Genomic DNA, 22,865 nt, shown 5'->3' on the forward strand with positions numbered 1-22,865 from the left:
GTTTTAGCCGTTTTCCCGGGGCCTCATTACGCAATCCCTTTGCGATAACGCCACACGCCGAGCAACACAATCGCGATCAGCCCCAGCGCGCCGGCGGCGATCCAGTTGAGAGTGTCGTAGCTGAACAGCGGCTTCTCGATGCGCCAGTAGCCGTTCTGCTTGAACAGCTCGCGCATGGCCTGGTTGGTTTGCTCCAGGCTGACGGCCTTGATGCGCTTGGCCGGGTCGCTGAAACGCCCCTTGGCGTAGTCGCCCGAAGCGCTCCAGTAATAGTCGGCCAACGCACTGTTGCCCTGAACCGCCCACGCCTGGCGAGCGATGGCGGCTTGTTGCAGGCGGGCGAAGGTGGCGGGGTCGAGGCCGTCCTGGAGCAGTTGGGCCTTGAGGGTTTCCAGGACTTGTTCGGCTTCGGGCAAGTCTTCGCGCTCGAGGTCGGCGTTGAGGCTCATGAAGCCGACGCCGCCGAGCACTTCGCGTTCGCTCCATGGGCCGTAGGACAAGCCGTGCTGCAGCCGCAGTTGGCGATACAACGCCCAATCCAGATAGTCCTTGAGCAGGTCGAAGGTTTCATCGTACTGGTCGTCCAGCACCGGCTCGGGGAACAGCCAGTGCAGCTTGGCGTTGTCACCCACCCAGCCATGGATCAGGTCACGGCGAATCGCGGCGGCGTGTTGAATCTCCGGCAGTGCACGATGTTCCGTGGGGTCAACCGGATCCAGCTCGCCGTAGGTGCGTTCGAGGTAGGCCGGCAACAGCTTGTCGAGGTCGCCGACGATGATCAGGGTCATGTTGTTGGGGGCGTACCAGGCCTTGCGCAGTTTTTCCAATTGCTCGCGGGTCAGGTGGTCGACGTCGGCACGTTCGGCGCATTTGAGCCCCAGTTCCACCGCAAGCTGGCTGCTGGCCTTGTGGCCGAGGTCCTGGCGGTCCAGCAGGCGTTGCAGGTGCGAGTAATGGCCGCCGTCCTCGCGTTCCACCACCTGTTTGGCGGCATTGATGTTGGCGTCGGTCAGTTCGGTGCGGGTGATGATGGCCAGCAGCAGGTCGAGCACCTTGCGCTGGTTTTGCGCCGGTGCCTCGATGACGAAAGTGGTGTCGGCGTTGCTGGTATAGGCGTTCCAGTCGCCGCCGAGGGCTTGCATGCGTTCTTCCAGCTCACCTTCGCCGCCACCGTCGATTCCGCTGAACAGCAGGTGTTCCAGCAGATGCGGCAGCTCTTTGTCTTCGCAACTGAAGTCGTCCAGACCGACGCCTACCACCAGGCGAATGGCCACGTGGCCGCGCTCGGTGCCCGGCTTGAGCAGCAGTTGCAGGCCGTTGGGCAGTGTGTAGCCCTCGACTTGCAAGCGGTCAAAGGCAAAGGTGTGTGCCGAGCCCATAAGCAGGCAGGCGAATAACAGGCGACGCATAACAAGCTTCCTGGCGAGTGAGGTCCTTGTTAACTGACTTCACTCGCCACCTTACGTTCAGGGCGAATGGGTGATGTCGGCAATATCGTCCGCCGAAAGGGCGCCGGTGTCGGTGGTTTCCAGCACCACATACGCGCTGCTGCAGAACAGCGAGTTGAGGCGCTTCATGTCGGCAATCAGTTCCAGGTGCAGGGAACTGGTCTCCAGGCTCTGTACGATTTTACGTTGCAAGCGGCTGACGTGAGCGTGGGCCAGGCGACGCTCCTGGGCGCGAAAGCGACGTTTCTCCCGCAGCAATTGCCGGGCGCTTTCCGGGTCGGCGCTGAGGAACACCGACAGGCCCAGGCGCAGGTTGGCGATCAACTGCGTTTGCAGACCGGCCAGCTCTTCCAGGCCGACTTCGGAGAACGAGCGGCGCTGGGAGGTTTTTTGCTGCTGGACCTTGCGCAGCATGCGTTCGATCAGGTCACCGGCCAGCTTCAGGTTGATCGACAGCTCAATGATTTCGGCCCAGCGTCGGCTGTCGTGCTCGCTGAGGTCTTCGCGAGGCATTTGCGCGAGGTAGAGTTTGATCGCGCTGTAGAGCGCTTCAACGTCGTCGCTCAGGCTGCGCATTTCCTGGGTTATGGCGGTCTGCTTGCCCCGCAGCACTTCCAGCGTCGAGGTCAACATATTGTCGATCAAGTCACCCAGGCGCAGGGTTTCGCGGGCGGCGTTGGCCAGCGCCAGGCTTGGCGTGGCGAGCGCCGCCAGGTCCAGGTGACGGGGCTTGGCCAGGCCGTTGACCTCTTCACGCTCCGGCAGCAACCAGGCGCACAAGCGGGACATCGGGCCAATAGTCGGCAACAGGATCAGGCAGCGGATGACGTTATAGAGCAGGTGAAAGGTGATCACCATGCCTTGGGCGCTGTAGTCCAGGGTGTCCATCCACAGCGCCAGCGGGTCGAGGGCCGGGATGATCAGCAGCAGGCCGATCAGCTTGTAGAGCAGGCTGCCCAGGGCCACCTGGCGACCGGCGGCGTTCTGCATGCTGGTGCTGAGGAAGGCCAGCACGCCACTGCCGATGTTGGCGCCGATCACCAGGCCGATGGCCACGTGCAGGCCGATCACGCCGGCGCCGGCCAGGGTCGCGGTCAGCAGGACGGCGGCCAGGCTGGAGTAGGAAATCATCGCGAACAGTGCGCCGACCAAGGCATCGAGCAAGATATCGCCGGTCAGCGAGGCGAACAGGACCTTCACGCCCTGCGCGTGGGTAATCGGGCCTGCGGCTTCGACGATCAATTGCAGCGCAAGAATGATCAGGCCCAAGCCAATACCGACACGGCCCATCTGTCCGGCGCGCGTCTGTTTGCGCGACAGGAAGAAAATCACCCCGAGAAAAATCAGCAGCGGCGACAGCCACGACAGGTCAAAGGTCAGCACCCGGGCCATTAATGCCGTACCGACATCGGCTCCGAGCATGGTCGCCAGGGCGGGCATCAGGCCCATCAGGCCCTGGCCGACAAACGAGGTCACCAGCATCGCCGTGGCGTTGCTGCTTTGCACCATGGCTGTCACCAGGATGCCGGCGACAAACGCCAGCCAGCGCTTGGACATGTTCTGCCCGATGACCTGGCGCAAGTTGGAACCGTAGACCCGCAGGATGCCGGTACGGACGATGTGCGTGCCCCAGATAAGCAGGGTCACGGCGGAAAGCAGATTGAGCAAGGTCAGCATGCTCGGCCCCCCGTGTGGGTTAGCTCAAAAAGAGCAAATAAGAATTGCCGCGTGCCGTTCTACGTCTTGTACTTAAGCTGTAGTTGGCGAATGGGCTCTGCGCCAGCATCGCATAGCTAAAGTCGGGATTGAAACAAAACTGTCATGAAATCAGTTTTTTGCAGATGAAAAAAAGGGGCTCGAGAGCCCCTTCTTCAGCAGCGGGTCAAGGTTACTGACCCGGAATGTCCTTGCGCAGTTTCACAGGGTCCTGCTGTTTTTTCTTTTTCGCGATGGCGGTACGCATCTTGATGTTCACCGCTTCCACCGCCAGGGAGAACGCCATGGCGAAGTAAACGTAGCCTTTTGGCACGTGAACATCGAAGGCTTCAGCGATCAGAACGGTACCCACCACCAGCAGGAACGACAGCGCCAGCATCTTCAGCGACGGGTGTTTGTCGATGAATTCGCTGATGGTGCCAGCGGCCAGCATCATCACCAGTACGGCGACGATAATCGCAGCCACCATCACCGGTACGTGGGAAACCATACCGACTGCGGTAATCACCGAGTCCAGGGAGAATACGATGTCGATGATCGCGATCTGGATGATGGTGTAGATGAACTTGCCACCGGCGCCTTTTGGCTCGTCGTGGGTTTCGTCCTCACCTTCCAGGGCGTGGTACATCTCCTGGGAGCTTTTCCACAGCAGGAACAGGCCACCGAAGAACAGGATCAGGTCGCGACCGGAGATGCCTTGGCCGAACACCACGAACAGGTCGTCGGTGAGGCGCATCACCCATGTGATCGACAGCAGCAACAGGATCCGCGTGACCATCGCCAGGGCCAGGCCGAAGATCCGGGTACGCGCCTGCATGTGCTTGGGCATGCGGCTGACCAGGATCGAAATCATGATGATGTTATCGATGCCCAGGACGATCTCGAGGGCCGTCAGGGTGAAGAAAGCAATCCAGATTTCCGGATTGGTCAGCCATTCCATGTGTATTCCTTTGAACGAGTGTTAGACCGCGCCGGCTTTAAGCGCCGGCGTAGTGAGTTGTACGATTATAGAGTGCTGAACAGCGGAAAAATCCCCATCAGCAATGCGGCGACCATTATGCACAGGCACACCAGTACCGCCCACTTGAGGGTGAAGCGCTGGTGATCGCCAAATTCGATACCCGCCAGGGCCACCAACAGGTAAGTGGATGGAACCAGTGGGCTCAACAAGTGCACGGGTTGGCCAACGATCGAGGCGCGAGCCATTTCCACGGCGGTGATGCCGTAGTGGCTGGCGGCTTCGGCCAGTACGGGCAGTACGCCGTAGTAGAACGCGTCGTTGGACATGAAGAACGTGAACGGCATGCTCACCAGTGCGGTGATCACGGCCAGGTAAGGGCCAAGGGCGTCGGGGATGACCGCCAGCAGGCTCTTGGACATGGCATCGACCATGCCGGTGCCGGACAGGATGCCGGTGAAGATGCCGGCGGCGAAGATCAACCCGACCACCGCCAATACGCTGCCGGCGTGGGCGGCGACGCGGTCTTTCTGCATTTGCAGGCACGGGTAGTTGACGATCATCGCGATACTGAAGGCCACCATGAACAGCACGGGCAGCGGCAGCAGGCCGGCGATCAGGGTGCACATCAGGGCCAGCGTCAGGGCGCCGTTGAACCAGATCAGCTTAGGACGGCGGGCGTCCGGGTACTGCGAAACGCTGATTTCGCTGTGGTCAATTTCGTCACCGTGCAGGTGCAGTTCACCGAGACGCGCACGTTCGCGCTTGCCGTACATGTAGGCAATCACCAGGATGGCAACCACGCCGGCCAGCATCGCCGGGATCATCGGTACGAAAATGTCCGACGGGTCTACATGCAGCGCACTGGCCGCACGGGCGGTCGGGCCGCCCCATGGCGTCATGTTCATCACGCCGCCGGCCAGGATGATCAGGCCGGCCATGATCCGCGGGCTCATGCCGATGCGCTTGTACAACGGCAGCATGGCGGCCACGCAGATCATGTAAGTGGTGGCGCCGTCACCGTCCAGCGAGACCACCAGGGCCAGTACGGCAGTGCCGACCGAGACCTTCAGCGGGTCGCCCTTGACCAGCTTGAGGATCTTGCGCACGGCCGGGTCGAACAGGCCGGAATCGATCATCAAGGCGAAATAGAGGATGGCGAACATCAGCATCACGCCGGTCGGCGCGAGCTTGGTGATGCCTTCGAGCATCATCGGGCCGATCTTCGGTGCAAAGCCGCCGAACAGCGCGAACAGGATTGGCACGATGATCAAGGCGATCAGCGCGGACAGGCGCTTGGTCATGATCAGGTACATGAACGTGATGACCATGGCAAAGCCAAGGAAAGTCAGCATAGGAATACTCCAGGCGTAGCGCGGCTAGGGAATGGCGAACCGGTTGGGGTCAGCGCAGAACGAACAGCACGAGGCGTACGGGTGGAGTTGGGGCAAACAGGCGGGTACGAGCGGACATCGGGAATCACCATTGTTGTTGTTAACAACCGGTCTGTTGCCGGTAGTGGTGGGCGATCCTAGTCCCGGAAGCTTTCAGCCAGCTTTCGCTTAAGAAACAGGCTACGTTGAGTGACGACTGGTCTTATATGAAATAAGGATGTGGGAGACGGGGCATGCATGAGCAACACCAAGGCGGCTGCCATTGCGGGCGGGTGCGTTATCAATTCAGCGGGGCGTTGGTGGACATTGCCCACTGCCACTGTTCGGTTTGCCGGCGGGTCAGCGGTGGGTTGGTGACCACCTGGATCACCCTGCCCCGTCCCGCGTTTGCGTGGGTGGCGGGAACGCCGGCGCAGTACGAATCGTCATCGACGTGCGTGAGGTATTTCTGTTCGAACTGTGGGGCGCACCTGGCGTTGGAGACTCGCCTGAGTCCCGAGAGTATCGATGTGACCATCGCGACCCTGGATCATCCGGAACAGGCCCCGGCAGAACGGCACATCTGGGTAGAGAGCCGATTGCCGTGGCTGCGCCTGGATGAACAGTTGCCGCAAGAGGATGGGGAAACGCTCTAGGGCAGCTCGAACCCGCCGGAGGCCTTGTGCAGCGCACGCAAGTGCTCGCCCAATTGCTTGAGGTTGGCTTCACACGCGGCAATTTCCGCTGCGCGGGACGGCTCCAGCAGCGCCCTCACCTCCTTGTCCAGGTCGCCGGTCAGCGACTGCAACTGTTTCTGGCGCGCGGCGCTTTCAGATTCCAGGCGTTGGGATTCGGTCGGCTGGGGCAGGCCGTAACCGCTGGTGCCCAACAGCTCTGCCGGACGACTGAGGAAGCCGCTGTTGGCGAGGATCTGCTGCAAGGTTGCGTTGGCTTTCTCCATACCGCCGTTCTTCAGCTCGCGGGCACCGAGGTAGCGTTGTTTGACTTCATCCTGGGCCAGCATGAGTTGCTTGCGAAAGCTTGCCTGCTCCAGCAGCAACAAGGCCGCGCTGGCGCGCAGGTCGGCCTCGGCGAACCATGGGCGCCGCTCTTCGGCGCTCAGTGACAGCCAGTCCTCTACCTCGGCCTGCTTGATCGGCAGGCGCTTTTTCAGCACCTCGAACATCGCCTGGTACCGCTCGCGGAAAGAATCGAAGTGATAGCCCAGGCGCAGCGCGCGTTTTTTGTCATCCAGCACGCTGGTATCGGCCAGCCCCCGGCCCTTGAGGACTTCCAGCAGACCATTGGGCGTGATGTTGTCCAGGCCGGTCAGCTGCGGGTTGGCGCTGCCGCTGCGTAACAGTTTCAGGCTCTCCACCGCGCAGTTGTTGGAGATGAAGAAGTAGTTGCCGTCGTAGCTCCAGTGCATTTCGGCGGCGTGTTCGACAGTGTCGTTGATCTCTTGGCGTGTCAGCTTCAGCGGCACTGACGCCAGGCCACGCAGTTCGGTCTTGGTGTACTCGTCGATGACTTGTGACAGCGGCAGCACGAACAGCCGTGATGGGTATTTGCCGATCAAGCCGTCCCAGCTCGACAGCTGTACGTCACCGACGAATGCGCGGTAGGACAGAACCAGGTGCTGGTCCAGGTCCAGCCGGCAATCCGGGCCCCGTGGCCGGCCTGGGGCGCAGATCACCAGGCGCAACATGCTATGGCCCCAGCGGCTTACCAGGTTCTGGTTGGCCTCGGCCAGCAGGTAGTCGATTTCGTAGACTCTCTCGGGGTCGACCTGACCCAGCGGGGTCTTGGCGAAGTCGTTGCCGGCGTTGAGGAAGGCGTAGGTCTTGGCGCAGGTGTCCTTGGCCGGTGGTGCCCAGCCAAAGTGTTCCTTGTAATAGCGGTACAACGAAGGCCGGCGGCAGGCGTAGCTCGGGTCGAGGAGGAAGTACTCCATGTTGACCGCGACGAATTCCAGCGGGCTGGTGGTTTCGTAGATGTCCGGGCTGCGGGCGACCTGGTGGTTGTTCTGTTCACGTTCGCCGCGACGCCCGACGTATTGCGGCCAGCCGGCAAGGTCCAGCAGGCGTGGGTCATCGCTGAGGGTAAAGCGGCGATCGTTCTGGCCACGGCATTGATCGGGCAGGCCGATCAGGCCGGTGATGTTGTTCTGGCGGCTGCAACGCTGGATCAGCGTGCGGTCGGCGCTGGACCACAGCCGGGCGCGGTCGTAGATGTGGGTCAGTTCATGCAACACAGTGGCGAGCATTTCCCGGCGCACGGTGCCATGGGGGCGGTTGGTTTTTTGTGTCGCGGCGCTGCCGTCGGTGAGGCTTTCCAGCAGGTTGCTGTTGAGGTCCAGTTCGGACACCAGCGAGGCCTGGCCGTAGGCATTCTCGGGCATCTTGTCGGTCCAGCCGACGTCGATGGTCCGGTCCAGTTGCTCGATGAAGCGCGGCGGCAACGCCTGCATCGCCTCATCCAGCAATGCCTGGCTTGCCTGCTGCTGGGCCGGGCTCAAGCCATCAGTCTTGAGCCGCAGTTGCAGGGCGGCCTGAGCCGCGCTGGCGCCGAGCAGCAGCGTGCCGGCCAGTAGCCAGGCGGCAATTCGCCTCACAGTGCGAGGATAGCTTCGGCGAGGACCTGGTCGCTGGCGTCGCGGGCTTCTGGCACGCGGGTTCGCAGGGTATCGAACGCGGCTTCCAGCTGAGCGCCGCGAATCTCGCCATTGCTGGCGACGAAACTGGCGGCATCGTCGTGGGCTTCGCGCACGACTTTGGAGTCGCGGATGGACGTGGTGGTGTCCGAGGTGAAATCAATGGTACGGGCCGAGGCACGGACGATGATGTTACTGGTGGCCTTCAGGGTTTGCGCCTGGGCAACACCGGCCAACAACAGCAGGCCGAGAGCGGCGGCGATCAGCGGGCTACGCATGGAATGACTCCGAAATACAAAGATGATTATTGGACGAGAATTGCTTGAGCCAGTTCAAGGTCACTGGCGTTAAGTTTTGGCTGGGTATGGCGCAGATAATCCAGCGCTGATTCCAGTCGGGCTCCCCGCCATTGGCCGTCAGTGGCAATGAAAGCGGCAGCGTCATCCTGGGCGGCCAGTATCAGTTTATGGTCGAACGGTGCGGAGGTCACTTTGCTGGTGGCATACGCACTGACAACGAGGCTCTGGGTTGACAGGTCAAAGGCCGGAGCTTGGGTGGACCAGCAGGTGCAAAACACTACGGGAGCGATCAACAGGCGGTATGAAAAAGCCATGGGACTCGACAACTGAAAACGAGCGCCAAGGCTAGCGCAATGCCCGGGCGAGAGCCAGCGCGCAGGATCAGGGAGCGCCTGGCGCTCCCGTCTTCCCCACCCGCGGTCAGATGGCCAGGATCGCCTGGGCCAGTTGAGCGTCAGTCGCGGTATTCAGTTGTGGAGCCTGTTGACGGATCTGGGCCAGGGCGCTTTCCAGTTTCACGCCACGGATGGCGCCGTCGCTGGCCACAAAGCTGGCGGCGTCGTCGCGGGCGGCACGTACGACCTTGTTGTCACGCAGGGAGGACGTGGCATCGGAGGTCGCATCCGAGGTGGCTTTCAGAGCGCCGACGATCGAATCCGTGGTCACGATCAGGCTGGAGGCGTTGGCATTGGCAGCCAGGGCCAGCAGGGCTGCAGCGCTCAGCAGACGAAGACGGGACATGGGGTGACTCCTGTAAATGAACGAATAAAAGTGGCACAAAGCCGCTATTTGATCAGCGGGACCATGGGCATCAGACGCCCGTTCTACAGGGTTCGCCACGTGGTAACCGGATATTAAGCCGCCGTTTATCCGTTCGGATAGTCACCCGTGGTGATTACTCGCTCCAGAACGACTTGGATAGTTCGGCTGCTCGGTCGCCGTGGCTGATGCCCGCGTCAGATAATTCCCGCGGGTCCAGTTGAGCCAGCAACCTGCGTGTACGGGCACGTTGCTCCCAGCGGGCGAGTCCCGAGGCCGTGCGTTGCAGTAGCCTTATCAATAGAGGGCGTTGCTGGGCTTGGGTGTTCATGGCGAGCGCCTTTTATGAGGTTCTGAAACTCCATGTTGGGCGCGAAAGTTTTACCGGTACAGATACACCAGGGCTAAATTGTACTGCTTAATTGTTATGCTTTTTAAACTGTACCTGTGGATATGAAAGCCTATTGTTTTTGCTCTTAAAAATCCAAATCCCAGAAACAACAAAACCCGCCTCCGGTTACCCGGGGCGGGTTTTGCTTGATCAATTCTGAGTGCTGGCTGTGGACCCGGTGGGTCAGGGCCAGCGGACGCTAATTAGCGCCAGAACGGCTTGCTCAGCTCTTCGTAGCGTTGTGCTTCGCTGATACCGGCGTCAGCCAGCAGGCGCGAATCCAGACGAGCCAGTTGATGGCGGCTGGAGATGCGGCGCTGCCACAACATCAGGTTGGCGATAACGCGCAGAGGCAGGGAAGCCTGGGTGTTTACAGCTTTTTCTTCGAAGAACAGATCGGAACTGAGTGTACGTTCCATGATGACATCCTTCCGCTTGTGGCGGGATTAGGTAGTGGTTTAACTGATGCCAATGATCCTCTTCCGGCGCAAGACTCTCTAGATACAGTTCACCTGTATTGTGAGGGGCCAGTTAACTGTTTATAGGGGCTGTACTGTACGAAATTGGGGCAACTGTACCTGTCGGCACTTTTATGGTGCGTTTTAGGCGTTTTTAGAGATTGGGGTAGGAGATTTAGGTAGGAAATGACCGGTACAGCAGTACAGTTTTTTCTAAACGATGGGTTTACAAGCCCGGACTGATGAAACTGTGTTTGCATCAGTCCGAATCTGTATCAATTACGCTTTCAGCATATGCCCGGTTTCTTCCAGGTTGATGTGCCAACTCAGTGCTTCCCGCAGGATGTGCGGGGTGTGACCGCCCAGCGCGCAGGCTTGGGCGAAGTACGTGTTCAGGGCGTCGCGGTATGCCGGGTGCACGCAGTTGTCGATGATGACCCGAGCCCGCTCACGCGGCGCCAGGCCGCGAAGGTCTGCCAGGCCGACCTCGGTCACGAGGATGTCGACATCATGCTCGGTATGGTCCACATGGCTGACCATCGGCACGACGCTGGAGATTGCCCCGGCCTTGGCGATCGACTTGGTGACAAAGATCGCCAAGTGCGCGTTGCGTGCAAAGTCACCCGAGCCGCCAATCCCGTTCATCATCCGCGTGCCGCAGACGTGGGTGGAGTTGACGTTGCCGTAGATGTCGAACTCCAGCGCAGTGTTGATGCCGATAATGCCCAGGCGCCGTACCACTTCCGGGTGGTTGGAGATTTCCTGGGGCCGCAGCACCAATTTGTCTTTATAGCGCTCCAGGTTGCCGAACACGTCGGCGTTGCGCCGTTCTGACAAGGTGATCGAGCTGCCCGAGGCGAAGCTCAGCTTGCCGGCGTCGATCAGGTCGAACGTCGAGTCCTGGAGTACTTCCGAATACATTGTCAGATCTTCGAACGGCGACTCGATCAAGCCACACATCACCGCGTTGGCAATGTTGCCGATGCCGGCCTGCAGCGGGCCGAGCTTATTGGTCATGCGCCCGGCGTCGACTTCTTCTTTAAGGAAGTTGATCAGGTGGTTGGCGATCGATTGGGTGTCGCTGTCGGGTGGCGTCACGGTGGAGGCCGAGTCGGCCTGATTGGTGATGACGATGGCGACGATCTTCTCCGGTGGGATTGGAATTGCGGTGCTGCCGATGCGGTCGTCCACGGCCACCAACGGAATCGGTGTGCGGGTCGGGCGATAGCTCGGGATATAGATGTCGTGCAGGCCTTCCAGGTTCGGGTTATGCGCCATGTTGATCTCGACGATCACGTGCTTGGCGAAAATCGCGAAACTGGCGGAGTTGCCCACGGATGTGGTCGGCACAATATGGCCTTGCTCGGTAATGGCCACGGCTTCGATTACCGCGATGTCCGGCAGCTTGAGCTGATTGTTACGCAGCTGTTCGACGGTCTCCGAAAGGTGCTGGTCGATAAACATCACTTCGCCGGCGTTGATCGCCTTGCGCAGAGTGCTGTCTACCTGGAATGGCATGCGTCGCGACAGTACGCCGGCTTCGGTCAGTTGCTTGTCCAGGTCATTGCCCAGGCTGGCACCGGTCATCAGGGTGATTTTCAGCGGCGAGGTCTTGGCGCGTTCGGCCAAGGCGTGGGGCACGGCCTTGGCTTCACCGGCGCGGGTGAAGCCGCTCATGCCGACGGTCATGCCGTCCTGGATCAGTGCGGCAGCGTCAGCCGCGCTCATGACCTTGTTCAACAACGAAGGCAAGCGGATACGATCACGGTACATGGATTGTTATCTCGGGCTACGGAAGCAAGATGCGCAGTCTAGTGATTTCAAAAAATTTCGTCCCGCTACCATGGTCGAATGCCAGGCAGCGATTTAGAGCCTTCTGTCGGTTTTTTACCGGCAATAAAAAACCCCAGCCTACTAAAGGCCAGGGTTTTGGGTATTGCGCTGGCGCAGTGTTTATTCGACGGCTTTGACCATGTCTTCGATGACCTTCTTGGCGTCGCCGAAGACCATCATGGTCTTGTCCAGGTAGAACAGTTCGTTGTCCAGGCCGGCATAGCCGCTGGCCATGGAGCGCTTGTTGACGATGATGGTCTTGGCCTTGAACGCTTCGAGAATCGGCATCCCCGCGATTGGCGACTTGGGATCATTCTTGGCGGCCGGGTTGACCACATCGTTGGCGCCGAGCACCAACACCACGTCGGCCTGGCCGAACTCGGAGTTGATGTCTTCCATCTCGAACACCTGGTCGTAAGGCACTTCTGCCTCGGCCAGCAATACGTTCATGTGGCCGGGCATGCGGCCGGCAACCGGGTGGATCGCGTACTTCACGGTCACGCCGCGATGGGTCAGCTTCTCGGTCAGCTCTTTCAGCGCATGTTGCGCCCGTGCCACCGCCAGGCCATACCCCGGGACAATGATCACGGTGTCCGCGTTGGTCAACAGGAAGGTTGCGTCATCAGCCGAACCGGACTTCACCGGGCGAGCTTCTTTAGAGCCCGCGGGGCCCGCGGCGTCTGCCGTGTTGCCGAAACCGCCGAGCAGCACATTAAAGAAGGAACGGTTCATCGCCTTGCACATGATGTACGAGAGGATCGCGCCGCTTGAACCCACCAGGGAGCCGGCGATGATCAGCATCGAGTTGTTCAGCGAGAAACCGATACCCGCCGCCGCCCAGCCGGAGTAGCTGTTCAGCATCGAGACGACCACTGGCATGTCGGCGCCACCAATCGGGATGATGATCAGCACGCCCAGTACGAACGCCAGGGCCAGCATCAATGCGAATGCGCTGAGGTTTCCGGTGAGCATGAAGGCCAGGCCCAGGCCCAGGGTCAGCAGGCCCAGCACCAGATTCAGCTTGTGCTGACCGCCGAACTGTACCGGTGCGCCCTGGAACAGGCGGAACTTGTACTTGCCCGACAGCTTGCCGAAGGCAATGACGGAGCCGGAGAACGTAATCGCGCCGATGGCAGCACCAAGGAACAGCTCCAGGCGGTTACCGGCAGGGATCGAATCCCCCAGGTGTTTGACGATGCCCAGGGATTGCGGCTCCACGACTGCGGCAATGGCAATAAACACCGCAGCGAGGCCGATCATGCTGTGCATGAACGCCACCAGTTCCGGCATCTTGGTCATTTCTACGCGCTTGGCCATGATCGAGCCGGCGGTGCCGCCGACCAGCAGGCCAACGATGACGTACCCGATGCCGGCAGTCGCCAGCTCCGCGCCGAGCTTATAGATGAGGCCCACGGTGGTGAGCACTGCCAGCGCCATGCCGAGCATGCCGAACAGGTTGCCGCGCCGCGAGGTGGTTGGGTGTGACAAGCCCTTGAGGGCCTGTATAAAGCAGATCGACGCGATCAGGTAGAGCGTCGTAACCAGATTCATGCTCATTACTTCGGCGCCTCTTCTTTTGCTTTCGGGGCTTTCTTCTTGAACATCTCAAGCATCCTGCGGGTAACCAGGAAGCCGCCGAATACATTGACCGCAGCCAGGGCCACGGCCAGGGTGCCCATGGTCTTGCCCAGCGGCGTCACGGTGAGTGCGGCCGCCAGCATGGCGCCGACGATTACGATCGCCGAAATTGCGTTGGTCACGGCCATCAGCGGGGTGTGCAAGGCTGGGGTGACGTTCCAGACCACGTGGTAACCGACATAAATTGCCAGCACAAAGATGATCAGGTTGTAGATACCGGGGGAGATAAGCTCTTCCATCGTCTGAATCCCTGCTTAGGCGTTTTTGCGGATGACTTGGCCGTCGCGGCACATCAGGCACGCGGCGACGATGTCGTCTTCGAGGTTGATTTCAAACTGCCCTTCCTTGGTGAAGACCAGCTTCAGGAAGTCCAGCAGGTTGCGCGCGTACAGCGCCGAGGCATCGGCTGCGACGGCGCCTGCCAGGTTGGTCGGGCCGCAGATGGTCACGCCGTTTTCCACGACCACCTGGTCTGCCACGGTCAGTGGGCAGTTGCCGCCCTGGGCTGCCGCGAGGTCGATGACCACCGAACCTGGCTTCATCTGTGCGACGGTCTCGGCGCTGAGCAGGGTTGGCGCCTTGCGGCCCGGGATCAATGCAGTGGTGATGACGATGTCGGCTTGCTTGGCGCGCTCGTGCACGGCCAGGGCCTGACGCTGCATCCAGCTGGTGGGCATCGGACGCGCATAGCCGCCAACACCGACGGCGCATTCGCGCTCTTCATCGGTTTCGTAGGGCACATCGACGAACTTGGCGCCCAGGGACTCGATCTGTTCCTTTACGGCCGGCCGCACGTCGGACGCTTCGATGACGGCGCCCAGGCGTTTCGCGGTAGCAATCGCCTGCAGCCCTGCTACGCCCGCGCCGAGGATCAGCACGCGAGCGGCTTTCACCGTGCCTGCGGCGGTCATCAACATTGGCATGAAGCGTGGGTAGTGATGGGCGGCGAGCAACACGGCCTTATAGCCAGCAATGTTCGCCTGGGAAGACAGCACATCCAGGCTTTGCGCGCGGGAGGTGCGCGGTGCGGCCTCAAGGGCAAAGGCCGTGATGCCATGCTCGGCCAGTCGGGTGATGGTTTCGTTGCTGAACGGATTGAGCATGCCCACCAACACCGCGCCGCGTTTGATCAGCGTCAGTTCGCTGTCATTCGGGGCTACGACCTTGAGAATCAGTTCGGCACCGAATGCCTCGCTGGCGTTGCCAATGGTTGCGCCTGCCGCTTCATAGGCACTGTCGACGACACTGGCATTGATGCCTGCCCCGCTTTGCACAGTGACCTTGTGGCCCTGGCCGATCAGCTTCTTGATGGTTTCCGGGGTGGCAGCCACCCGCGTTTCACCGGTCTGGGTTTCGAGAGGAACACCAATGTGCACGTCAAATCTCCTGCATGATCTTTTTGCTTTGATTTTTGTAAAAGGCCAGTGCACCGCAAGAGGTGCATCTGGGCGGCCGATCAGCACGATCCCGCTGAAATACAGCGGGGCGCGGCATTTTGCAGGCGAACTTTACGGCCTTCAAGAGATTATGACGGGTGACGAAAAATTAACTACAAGTCACCCTGTGACTGATTGTCGCAATGCTTGGGTATAACTCTTTCAAATACAGGTATTTAAAGGGGTTTAGCTAAAATATTGGCTTGTCGTCATGGTTGATGTGAATGGCTGTCTATTGCTGTCACTTTATGGCTACAGGCCAATATACGTATGGCTTTAAGGCCGATTTATCGTCAAAAGATGCGGTCTTCTAAATTGCGACATATATATACATATGTAGGTATTTTAATTTGCTGACTACAGAGTCAATAAGCCAGCGTTCGCCTTTAGCTATTGGGGTTGTAGCGCAGTGACTGATCGATCAGCCAGTCTCTGAACGCGTGAAGAGAAGCCGATTCGACTTTTCTCTCGGGAATCATCAAGTAATAGGCCTTTGAACTCGCCAGTACCTGGGGGCTTGCGATCACCAGGTGCCCTTCGTTCAATTCCCTTTGAATGAGGAACGGCGGGATCAGTGCAATGCCCATGTCGTGCATGGCTGCCTGGGACAACATGGAGAATAGCTCGTAACGCGGGCCTGTCATGTCGCGGGGTATGTCCAGCTGTTGCGCGTTGAACCACTGGCGCCAGGCGTAGGGTCGAGTGGTTTGCTGCAGCAGCGGCAGTTCGGCAATTTCCTGCGCGCTGAAGTGCGTACGTTCACCCAGCAAGTGCGGGCTGCACACAGGGAGCGGGTTTTCTCCCATTAGTTTGTGGGATTCGGTACCGGACCAGTCGGCGTCGCCAAAGTAGATTGCCGCGTCGAATTCGGTGTCGGCAAACAGGAACGGCCGCGTGCGGTTGGTCAGGTTGACGGTGACCTCCGGGTGCTGATGCTGAAAGTCCTTGAGGCGCGGGATCAGCCACTGGGTGCCGAAGGTGGGGACTACCGCCAGTTCGATAACGTTGGTGCCCTGCTGGCCCATCACCGACAAGGTGTCACGCTCGACCGCGTCCAGCTGGGTGGCTACCCGGCGACTGTAGGAAAGCCCGGCTTCTGTCAGCTTCACGCCTCGGCGCGAGCGTCGAAACAGCTCGACACTCAAAAACTCTTCGAGGCTGGCGATCTGTCGGCAGATTGCGCCTTGGGTGATCGAAAGCTCCTGCGCAGCCTTGGTAAAGCTTTCGTGGCGGGCCGCCGCCTCAAAACTGACCAGGGCCGTGGTGCTGGGAATCTTTCTGCGCATGTACCGTAGCCTCACAAGTAACTAGCATCTATGGCGGTTTTTTATGTTTCGGAGTGAGAAATTAGCACAAGGCTATGCAAAAACCTCGTTTGCCCTCCTCGCCTGCCCGGCCTAGGCTCCATGCACGACTTTTGATTTACTTCGCGAGGACTCACTCATGGGCGGTAAGGCAAGCTTCAACTGGATCGATCCACTGCTGCTGGATTCACAGCTCACTGAAGAAGAACGCATGGTGCGCGACAGCGCCGAGCAGTTCGCCCAGGACAAGCTGGCGCCGCGTGTGCTCGAAGCCTTTCGCCATGAAAAGACCGACCCTGCGATCTTCCGCGAAATGGGCGAGACCGGTCTGCTGGGTGCAATGATTCCCGAGCAGTACGGTGGCAGCGGTTTGAACTACGTCAGCTACGGCCTGATCGCTCGTGAAGTCGAGCGCGTGGACTCCGGCTACCGCTCGATGATGAGTGTGCAGTCATCGCTGGTAATGGTGCCTATCAATGAATTCGGTACCGAAGCGCAAAAGCAGAAATACCTGCCGAAGCTGGCTTCTGGCGAATGGATTGGCTGCTTTGGTCTGACCGAGCCTAACCATGGCTCTGACCCGGGCGCGATGATTACCCGTGCACGCAAGGTGGATGGCGGCTACAGCCTCACCGGCAGCAAGATGTGGATCACCAACAGCCCGATTGCCGATGTCTTCGTGGTGTGGGGCAAGGACGATGCGGGCGACATTCGTGGCTTTGTATTGGAGAAGGGCTGGAAAGGCCTGAGTGCTCCGGCGATCCACGGCAAGGTCGGGCTGCGCGCCTCGATCACCGGTGAAATCGTCATGGATAACGTGTTTGTGCCTGAAGAAAACATCTTCCCGGATGTGCGTGGCTTGAAAGGCCCCTTCACTTGCCTTAACTCGGCGCGCTACGGGATCTCGTGGGGTGCCTTGGGGGCTGCGGAGTTCTGCTGGCATACCGCGCGCCAATACACCCTTGATCGTCAGCAGTTCGGGCGTCCATTGGCGGCAACCCAATTGATCCAGAAGAAGCTTGCGGACATGCAGACCGAGATCACCCTCGCCCTGCAAGGTTGCCTGCGGTTGGGTCGCATGAAGGATGAAGGTACAGCGGCGGTGGAGATTACGTCGATCATGAAGCGCAATTCCTGTGGCAAGTCTCTCGATATTGCGCGGATGGCACGTGACATGCTCGGTGGCAACGGTATCTCCGATGAGTTCGGCATTGCCCGTCACCTGGTCAACCTTGAGGTGGTGAACACCTATGAGGGTACCCACGACGTGCATGCGCTGATCCTGGGGCGTGCGCAAACCGGTATTCAGGCGTTCTATTAATAGGAGAGCGACCATGGGCGCGCTATCGCACCTGCGGGTGCTGGATTTGTCGCGAGTGCTGGCGGGCCCCTGGGCCGGGCAGATACTTGCGGACCTTGGCGCTGAAGTGATCAAGGTCGAGCGGCCTGGTAATGGAGACGACACTCGTGCCTGGGGGCCACCCTTCCTCAAGGATGCGTATGGGGAGAACACCACAGAGGCGGCGTATTACCTGTCGGCCAACCGTAACAAGGAGTCGGTAACCATCGACTTCACGCGGCCGGAGGGGCAGAAGCTGGTACGTGACCTGGCGGCGAAGTCCGACATTCTGATCGAGAACTTCAAGGTGGGTGGCTTGGCGGCCTATGGACTGGACTATGAGTCGCTCAAAGAGATCAATCCGGAGTTGATCTACTGTTCGATTACCGGGTTTGGCCAGACTGGGCCCTATGCGGCTCGGGCGGGCTACGACTTCATGATCCAAGGGCTTGGCGGGTTAATGAGTCTGACGGGCCGTCCCGAGGGGGAAGACGGTGCTGGCCCAGTCAAGGTAGGTGTGGCGCTGACGGATATCCTGACGGGGCTCTATTCGACAGTGGCGATTCTGGCCGCCATGGCTCACCGGGATCATGATGGTGGTGGTCAGCATATCGATATGGCGCTGCTGGATGTGCAGGTGGCTTGTCTGGCTAACCAGGCGATGAACTACCTGACGACGGGCGTTCCTCCCAAGCGCTTGGGCAATGCTCATCCGAATATCGTGCCGTATCAGGATTTTCCTACGGCAGATGGCGACTTCATTCTCACCGTGGGCAACGATGGACAGTTTCGCAAGTTTGCCGAGGTGGCCGGGCATCCGCAGTGGGCGGATGATCCGCGGTTTGCGACTAATAAGCTGCGGGTGGCCAACAGAGCTGCGCTGATACCGTTGATTCGCCAGGCGACCGTATTCAAGACAACTGCTGAATGGGTGGCTCAGTTGGAGCGGGTGGGCGTGCCTTGCGGGCCTATCAATGACTTGGCGCAGGTGTTTGCCGACCCGCAGGTAAAGGCGCGCGGGCTGGCGATGGAGTTGCCTCATGCGTTGGCGGGGATGGTGCCCCAGGTAGCGAGCCCTATGCGACTGTCCAAGACGCCTGTTGAATACCGCAGTGCGCCTCCCCTGTTGGGTGAGCATACTCATCAGGTCCTGCAGCAGGTGCTGGGTTTAACGCCGGCGAGTGTGTCGGCGTTAAGGGATGCCGGGGTCATCTGAAGCTTCCCTTCTATATAGAGGGCTGTTTAAGTTCTCTATATAGAGGGGAGTTGGTTGATTTTTAGCCAGGAATGTCTATTTGATAGAAAAGCTGAATTAAGGGTTGACGGCAGATTCTGGAAGTCTATAATTCGCCCCACTTCCGGCGCAGTCGAAACGGAAAACTCCTTGGTAAACAAAGAGTTATGTAGGTTTCGACAGCGAGCTGCTTCAGATCATCGAAGCCTGGAAGGAGTTGATAGAGCGGTGTAGTTTGGCTCTGTTAACGGTTCGATCTTCTCGGTCGAAAGCGGAGAAAAAGAGGTGTTGACAGCAGCGTGTAACGCTGTAGAATTCGCCTCCCGCTAACGAGAGATCGGAAGCGCAAGTGGTTGAAGTTACAAAGGAAACTTTGAAAACTTCTGAAAATAATCACTTGACAGCAAATGAGGCTGCTGTAGAATGCGCGCCTCGGTTGAGACGAAAGATCTTAACCAACCGCTCTTTAACAACTGAATCAAGCAATTCGTGTGGGTGCTTGTGGAGTCAGACTGATAGTCAACAAGATTATCAGCATCACAAGTTACTCCGCGAGAAATCAAAGATGTAACCAACGATTGCTGAGCCAAGTTTAGGGTTTCTTAAAAACCCAAAGATGTTTGAACTGAAGAGTTTGATCATGGCTCAGATTGAACGCTGGCGGCAGGCCTAACACATGCAAGTCGAGCGGTAGAGAGAAGCTTGCTTCTCTTGAGAGCGGCGGACGGGTGAGTAATGCCTAGGAATCTGCCTGGTAGTGGGGGATAACGTCCGGAAACGGACGCTAATACCGCATACGTCCTACGGGAGAAAGCAGGGGACCTTCGGGCCTTGCGCTATCAGATGAGCCTAGGTCGGATTAGCTAGTTGGTGGGGTAATGGCTCACCAAGGCGACGATCCGTAACTGGTCTGAGAGGATGATCAGTCACACTGGAACTGAGACACGGTCCAGACTCCTACGGGAGGCAGCAGTGGGGAATATTGGACAATGGGCGAAAGCCTGATCCAGCCATGCCGCGTGTGTGAAGAAGGTCTTCGGATTGTAAAGCACTTTAAGTTGGGAGGAAGGGCAGTAAATTAATACTTTGCTGTTTTGACGTTACCGACAGAATAAGCACCGGCTAACTCTGTGCCAGCAGCCGCGGTAATACAGAGGGTGCAAGCGTTAATCGGAATTACTGGGCGTAAAGCGCGCGTAGGTGGTTCGTTAAGTTGGATGTGAAATCCCCGGGCTCAACCTGGGAACTGCATTCAAAACTGACGAGCTAGAGTATGGTAGAGGGTGGTGGAATTTCCTGTGTAGCGGTGAAATGCGTAGATATAGGAAGGAACACCAGTGGCGAAGGCGACCACCTGGACTGATACTGACACTGAGGTGCGAAAGCGTGGGGAGCAAACAGGATTAGATACCCTGGTAGTCCACGCCGTAAACGATGTCAACTAGCCGTTGGGAGCCTTGAGCTCTTAGTGGCGCAGCTAACGCATTAAGTTGACCGCCTGGGGAGTACGGCCGCAAGGTTAAAACTCAAATGAATTGACGGGGGCCCGCACAAGCGGTGGAGCATGTGGTTTAATTCGAAGCAACGCGAAGAACCTTACCAGGCCTTGACATCCAATGAACTTTCTAGAGATAGATTGGTGCCTTCGGGAACATTGAGACAGGTGCTGCATGGCTGTCGTCAGCTCGTGTCGTGAGATGTTGGGTTAAGTCCCGTAACGAGCGCAACCCTTGTCCTTAGTTACCAGCACGTAATGGTGGGCACTCTAAGGAGACTGCCGGTGACAAACCGGAGGAAGGTGGGGATGACGTCAAGTCATCATGGCCCTTACGGCCTGGGCTACACACGTGCTACAATGGTCGGTACAGAGGGTTGCCTATCCCCTGTGTGCCTTGGCAGTCTCAGCAGAAAACCGATCGTAGTCCGGATCGCAGTCTGCAACTCGACTGCGTGAAGTCGGAATCGCTAGTAATCGCGAATCAGAATGTCGCGGTGAATACGTTCCCGGGCCTTGTACACACCGCCCGTCACACCATGGGAGTGGGTTGCACCAGAAGTAGCTAGTCTAACCTTCGGGTGGACGGTTACCACGGTGTGATTCATGACTGGGGTGAAGTCGTAACAAGGTAGCCGTAGGGGAACCTGCGGCTGGATCACCTCCTTAATCGACGACATCAGCTGCTCCATAAGTTCCCACACGAATTGCTTGATTCATTGAAGAAGACGATAAAGAAGCAGCCCGAAATTGGGTCTGTAGCTCAGTTGGTTAGAGCGCACCCCTGATAAGGGTGAGGTCGGCAGTTCGAATCTGCCCAGACCCACCAATTTTGTGTGGGAAACGCCTGTAGAAATACGGGGCCATAGCTCAGCTGGGAGAGCGCCTGCCTTGCACGCAGGAGGTCAACGGTTCGATCCCGTTTGGCTCCACCACTAACTGCTTCTGTCTTGAAAGCTTAGAAATGAGCATTCCATCATTGTGATGGTGAATGTTGATTTCTAGTCTTTGATTAGATCGTTCTTTAAAAATTTGGGTATGTGATAGAAAGATAGACTGAACGTTACTTTCACTGGTAACGGATCAGGCTAAGGTAAAATTTGTGAGTTCTCTTAGTTGAGAAATTCGAATTTTCGGCGAATGTCGTCTTCACAGTATAACCAGATTGCTTGGGGTTATATGGTCAAGTGAAGAAGCGCATACGGTGGATGCCTTGGCAGTCAGAGGCGATGAAAGACGTGGTAGCCTGCGAAAAGCTTCGGGGAGTCGGCAAACAGACTTTGATCCGGAGATGTCTGAATGGGGGAACCCAGCCATCATAAGATGGTTACCTTACACTGAATACATAGGTGTATGGAGCGAACCAGGGGAACTGAAACATCTAAGTACCCTGAGGAAAAGAAATCAACCGAGATTCCCTTAGTAGTGGCGAGCGAACGGGGACTAGCCCTTAAGTGGCTTTGAGATTAGCGGAACGCTCTGGAAAGTGCGGCCATAGTGGGTGATAGCCCTGTACGCGAAAATCTCTTAGTCATGAAATCGAGTAGGACGGAGCACGAGAAACTTTGTCTGAATATGGGGGGACCATCCTCCAAGGCTAAATACTACTGACTGACCGATAGTGAACTAGTACCGTGAGGGAAAGGCGAAAAGAACCCCGGAGAGGGGAGTGAAATAGATCCTGAAACCGTATGCGTACAAGCAGTGGGAGCAGACTTTGTTCTGTGACTGCGTACCTTTTGTATAATGGGTAGCGACTTATTTTCAGTGGCGAGCTTAACCGAATAGGGGAGGCGTAGCGAAAGCGAGTCTTAATAGGGCGTCTAGTCGCTGGGAATAGACCCGAAACCGGGCGATCTATCCATGGGCAGGTTGAAGGTTGGGTAACACTAACTGGAGGACCGAACCGACTACCGTTGAAAAGTTAGCGGATGACCTGTGGATCGGAGTGAAAGGCTAATCAAGCTCGGAGATAGCTGGTTCTCCTCGAAAGCTATTTAGGTAGCGCCTCATGTATCACTGTAGGGGGTAGAGCACTGTTTCGGCTAGGGGGTCATCCCGACTTACCAAACCGATGCAAACTCCGAATACCTACAAGTGCCGAGCATGGGAGACACACGGCGGGTGCTAACGTCCGTCGTGAAAAGGGAAACAACCCAGACCGTCAGCTAAGGTCCCAAAGTTATGGTTAAGTGGGAAACGATGTGGGAAGGCTTAGACAGCTAGGAGGTTGGCTTAGAAGCAGCCACCCTTTAAAGAAAGCGTAATAGCTCACTAGTCGAGTCGGCCTGCGCGGAAGATGTAACGGGGCTCAAACCATACACCGAAGCTACGGGTATCACCTTCGGGTGATGCGGTAGAGGAGCGTTCTGTAAGCCTGTGAAGGTGAGTTGAGAAGCTTGCTGGAGGTATCAGAAGTGCGAATGCTGACATGAGTAACGATAATGGGTGTGAAAAACACCCACGCCGAAAGACCAAGGTTTCCTGCGCAACGTTAATCGACGCAGGGTTAGTCGGTCCCTAAGGCGAGG

The 22,865-nt window shown here is 58.2% G+C and carries 18 protein-coding genes, 2 tRNA genes and 1 rRNA gene; 6 read left to right on the plus strand and 15 right to left on the minus strand.

Features of this window, described 5'->3' with window-relative positions; all coding sequences use genetic code 11:
- Window positions 1–26: 26 nt before the first annotated feature.
- The 4 genes from MUM_RS0107530 to MUM_RS0107545 form a co-directional block, all read right to left on the minus strand.
- Entirely contained in the window at window positions 27–1,409 is a 1,383-nt protein-coding gene (locus MUM_RS0107530) for a M16 family metallopeptidase (RefSeq protein WP_010168675.1), read from the minus strand.
- A gap of 57 nt (window positions 1,410–1,466) precedes the next feature.
- Entirely contained in the window at window positions 1,467–3,125 is a 1,659-nt protein-coding gene (locus MUM_RS0107535) for a Na/Pi cotransporter family protein (protein WP_010168677.1), read from the minus strand.
- 211 nt (window positions 3,126–3,336) lie between these two features.
- Window positions 3,337–4,104: a TerC family protein gene (locus MUM_RS0107540; protein WP_010168680.1), complete on the minus strand. Its 768-nt coding sequence runs from the start codon at window positions 4,102–4,104 to the stop codon at window positions 3,337–3,339.
- A 65-nt stretch (window positions 4,105–4,169) separates the two neighbouring features.
- Window positions 4,170–5,477, minus strand: a complete 1,308-nt coding sequence (locus MUM_RS0107545) for a CitMHS family transporter (protein WP_010168681.1) — start codon at window positions 5,475–5,477, stop codon at window positions 4,170–4,172.
- 272 nt (window positions 5,478–5,749) lie between these two features.
- Here MUM_RS0107545 and MUM_RS0107550 point away from each other — a divergent pair, with 272 nt between their 5' ends.
- Window positions 5,750–6,151, plus strand: coding sequence for a GFA family protein (locus tag MUM_RS0107550; protein WP_010168683.1), 402 nt, complete (start codon window positions 5,750–5,752; stop codon window positions 6,149–6,151).
- On the opposite strand, the gene MUM_RS0107555 is transcribed toward MUM_RS0107550, so the two are convergent.
- From MUM_RS0107555 to MUM_RS0107605, 11 genes are all read right to left on the minus strand, one after another.
- On the minus strand, window positions 6,148–8,109 hold the full coding sequence (locus MUM_RS0107555; RefSeq protein ID WP_010168685.1) for a DUF7844 domain-containing protein: 1,962 nt from the start codon (window positions 8,107–8,109) through the stop codon (window positions 6,148–6,150). The two genes, MUM_RS0107550 and MUM_RS0107555, sit on opposite strands and share 4 nt — an antisense overlap.
- Window positions 8,106–8,426, minus strand: coding sequence for a DUF2388 domain-containing protein (locus tag MUM_RS0107560; RefSeq protein ID WP_010168687.1), 321 nt, complete (start codon window positions 8,424–8,426; stop codon window positions 8,106–8,108). The genes MUM_RS0107555 and MUM_RS0107560 overlap by 4 nt, the downstream gene beginning before the upstream one ends.
- 26 nt (window positions 8,427–8,452) lie before the next feature.
- The gene (locus tag MUM_RS0107565) at window positions 8,453–8,761 is read right to left on the minus strand and encodes a DUF2388 domain-containing protein (RefSeq protein WP_008439654.1); all 309 of its coding nucleotides are present in this window, start codon (window positions 8,759–8,761) and stop codon (window positions 8,453–8,455) included.
- A gap of 106 nt (window positions 8,762–8,867) precedes the next feature.
- A complete protein-coding gene (locus MUM_RS0107570) occupies window positions 8,868–9,188 on the minus strand; it encodes a DUF2388 domain-containing protein (RefSeq protein ID WP_010168690.1) in 321 nt (106 codons plus the stop codon).
- Window positions 9,189–9,342: 154 nt separating this feature from the next.
- Entirely contained in the window at window positions 9,343–9,537 is a 195-nt protein-coding gene (locus MUM_RS0107575) for a DUF1127 domain-containing protein (RefSeq protein WP_010168692.1), read from the minus strand.
- A gap of 263 nt (window positions 9,538–9,800) precedes the next feature.
- A complete protein-coding gene (locus tag MUM_RS0107580; protein ID WP_010168694.1) occupies window positions 9,801–10,016 on the minus strand; it encodes a DUF1127 domain-containing protein in 216 nt (71 codons plus the stop codon).
- A 318-nt stretch (window positions 10,017–10,334) separates the two neighbouring features.
- Complete coding sequence (locus MUM_RS0107585) at window positions 10,335–11,828, minus strand: acetyl-CoA hydrolase/transferase family protein (RefSeq protein ID WP_010168696.1); 1,494 nt, start codon at window positions 11,826–11,828, stop codon at window positions 10,335–10,337.
- A gap of 180 nt (window positions 11,829–12,008) precedes the next feature.
- Window positions 12,009–13,445: an NAD(P)(+) transhydrogenase (Re/Si-specific) subunit beta gene (locus MUM_RS0107590; RefSeq protein WP_010168698.1), complete on the minus strand. Its 1,437-nt coding sequence runs from the start codon at window positions 13,443–13,445 to the stop codon at window positions 12,009–12,011.
- Window positions 13,445–13,765 carry an NAD(P) transhydrogenase subunit alpha gene (locus MUM_RS0107595; RefSeq protein WP_003220416.1) on the minus strand — a complete coding sequence of 107 codons (321 nt, stop codon included), beginning with the start codon at window positions 13,763–13,765 and terminating at the stop codon, window positions 13,445–13,447. The genes MUM_RS0107590 and MUM_RS0107595 overlap by 1 nt, the downstream gene beginning before the upstream one ends.
- A gap of 15 nt (window positions 13,766–13,780) precedes the next feature.
- On the minus strand, window positions 13,781–14,902 hold the full coding sequence (locus MUM_RS0107600) for a Re/Si-specific NAD(P)(+) transhydrogenase subunit alpha (protein WP_010168702.1): 1,122 nt from the start codon (window positions 14,900–14,902) through the stop codon (window positions 13,781–13,783).
- A 446-nt stretch (window positions 14,903–15,348) separates the two neighbouring features.
- Window positions 15,349–16,248, minus strand: a complete 900-nt coding sequence (locus MUM_RS0107605; protein ID WP_010168704.1) for a LysR family transcriptional regulator — start codon at window positions 16,246–16,248, stop codon at window positions 15,349–15,351.
- A 157-nt stretch (window positions 16,249–16,405) separates the two neighbouring features.
- On the opposite strand from MUM_RS0107605, the gene MUM_RS0107610 reads away from it, so the two are divergent.
- From MUM_RS0107610 to MUM_RS0107635, 5 genes are all read left to right on the plus strand, one after another.
- Window positions 16,406–17,587 (plus strand): acyl-CoA dehydrogenase, encoded by a 1,182-nt coding sequence (locus MUM_RS0107610; RefSeq protein ID WP_010168706.1) that lies wholly within the window; start codon window positions 16,406–16,408, stop codon window positions 17,585–17,587.
- 13 nt (window positions 17,588–17,600) lie between these two features.
- Window positions 17,601–18,821, plus strand: coding sequence for a CaiB/BaiF CoA transferase family protein (locus tag MUM_RS0107615; protein WP_010168708.1), 1,221 nt, complete (start codon window positions 17,601–17,603; stop codon window positions 18,819–18,821).
- Between the two features lie 2,265 nt (window positions 18,822–21,086).
- Window positions 21,087–21,163: transfer RNA gene (locus MUM_RS0107625), tRNA-Ile, on the plus strand.
- Window positions 21,164–21,193: 30 nt separating this feature from the next.
- A tRNA-Ala gene (locus MUM_RS0107630) sits at window positions 21,194–21,269 on the plus strand.
- 246 nt (window positions 21,270–21,515) lie between these two features.
- Window positions 21,516–22,865 (plus strand): 23S ribosomal RNA (locus MUM_RS0107635); the annotation flags it as partial.

The organism is Pseudomonas sp. PAMC 25886 (assembly GCF_000242655.1).
Classification (GTDB): Bacteria; Pseudomonadota; Gammaproteobacteria; order Pseudomonadales; family Pseudomonadaceae; genus Aquipseudomonas.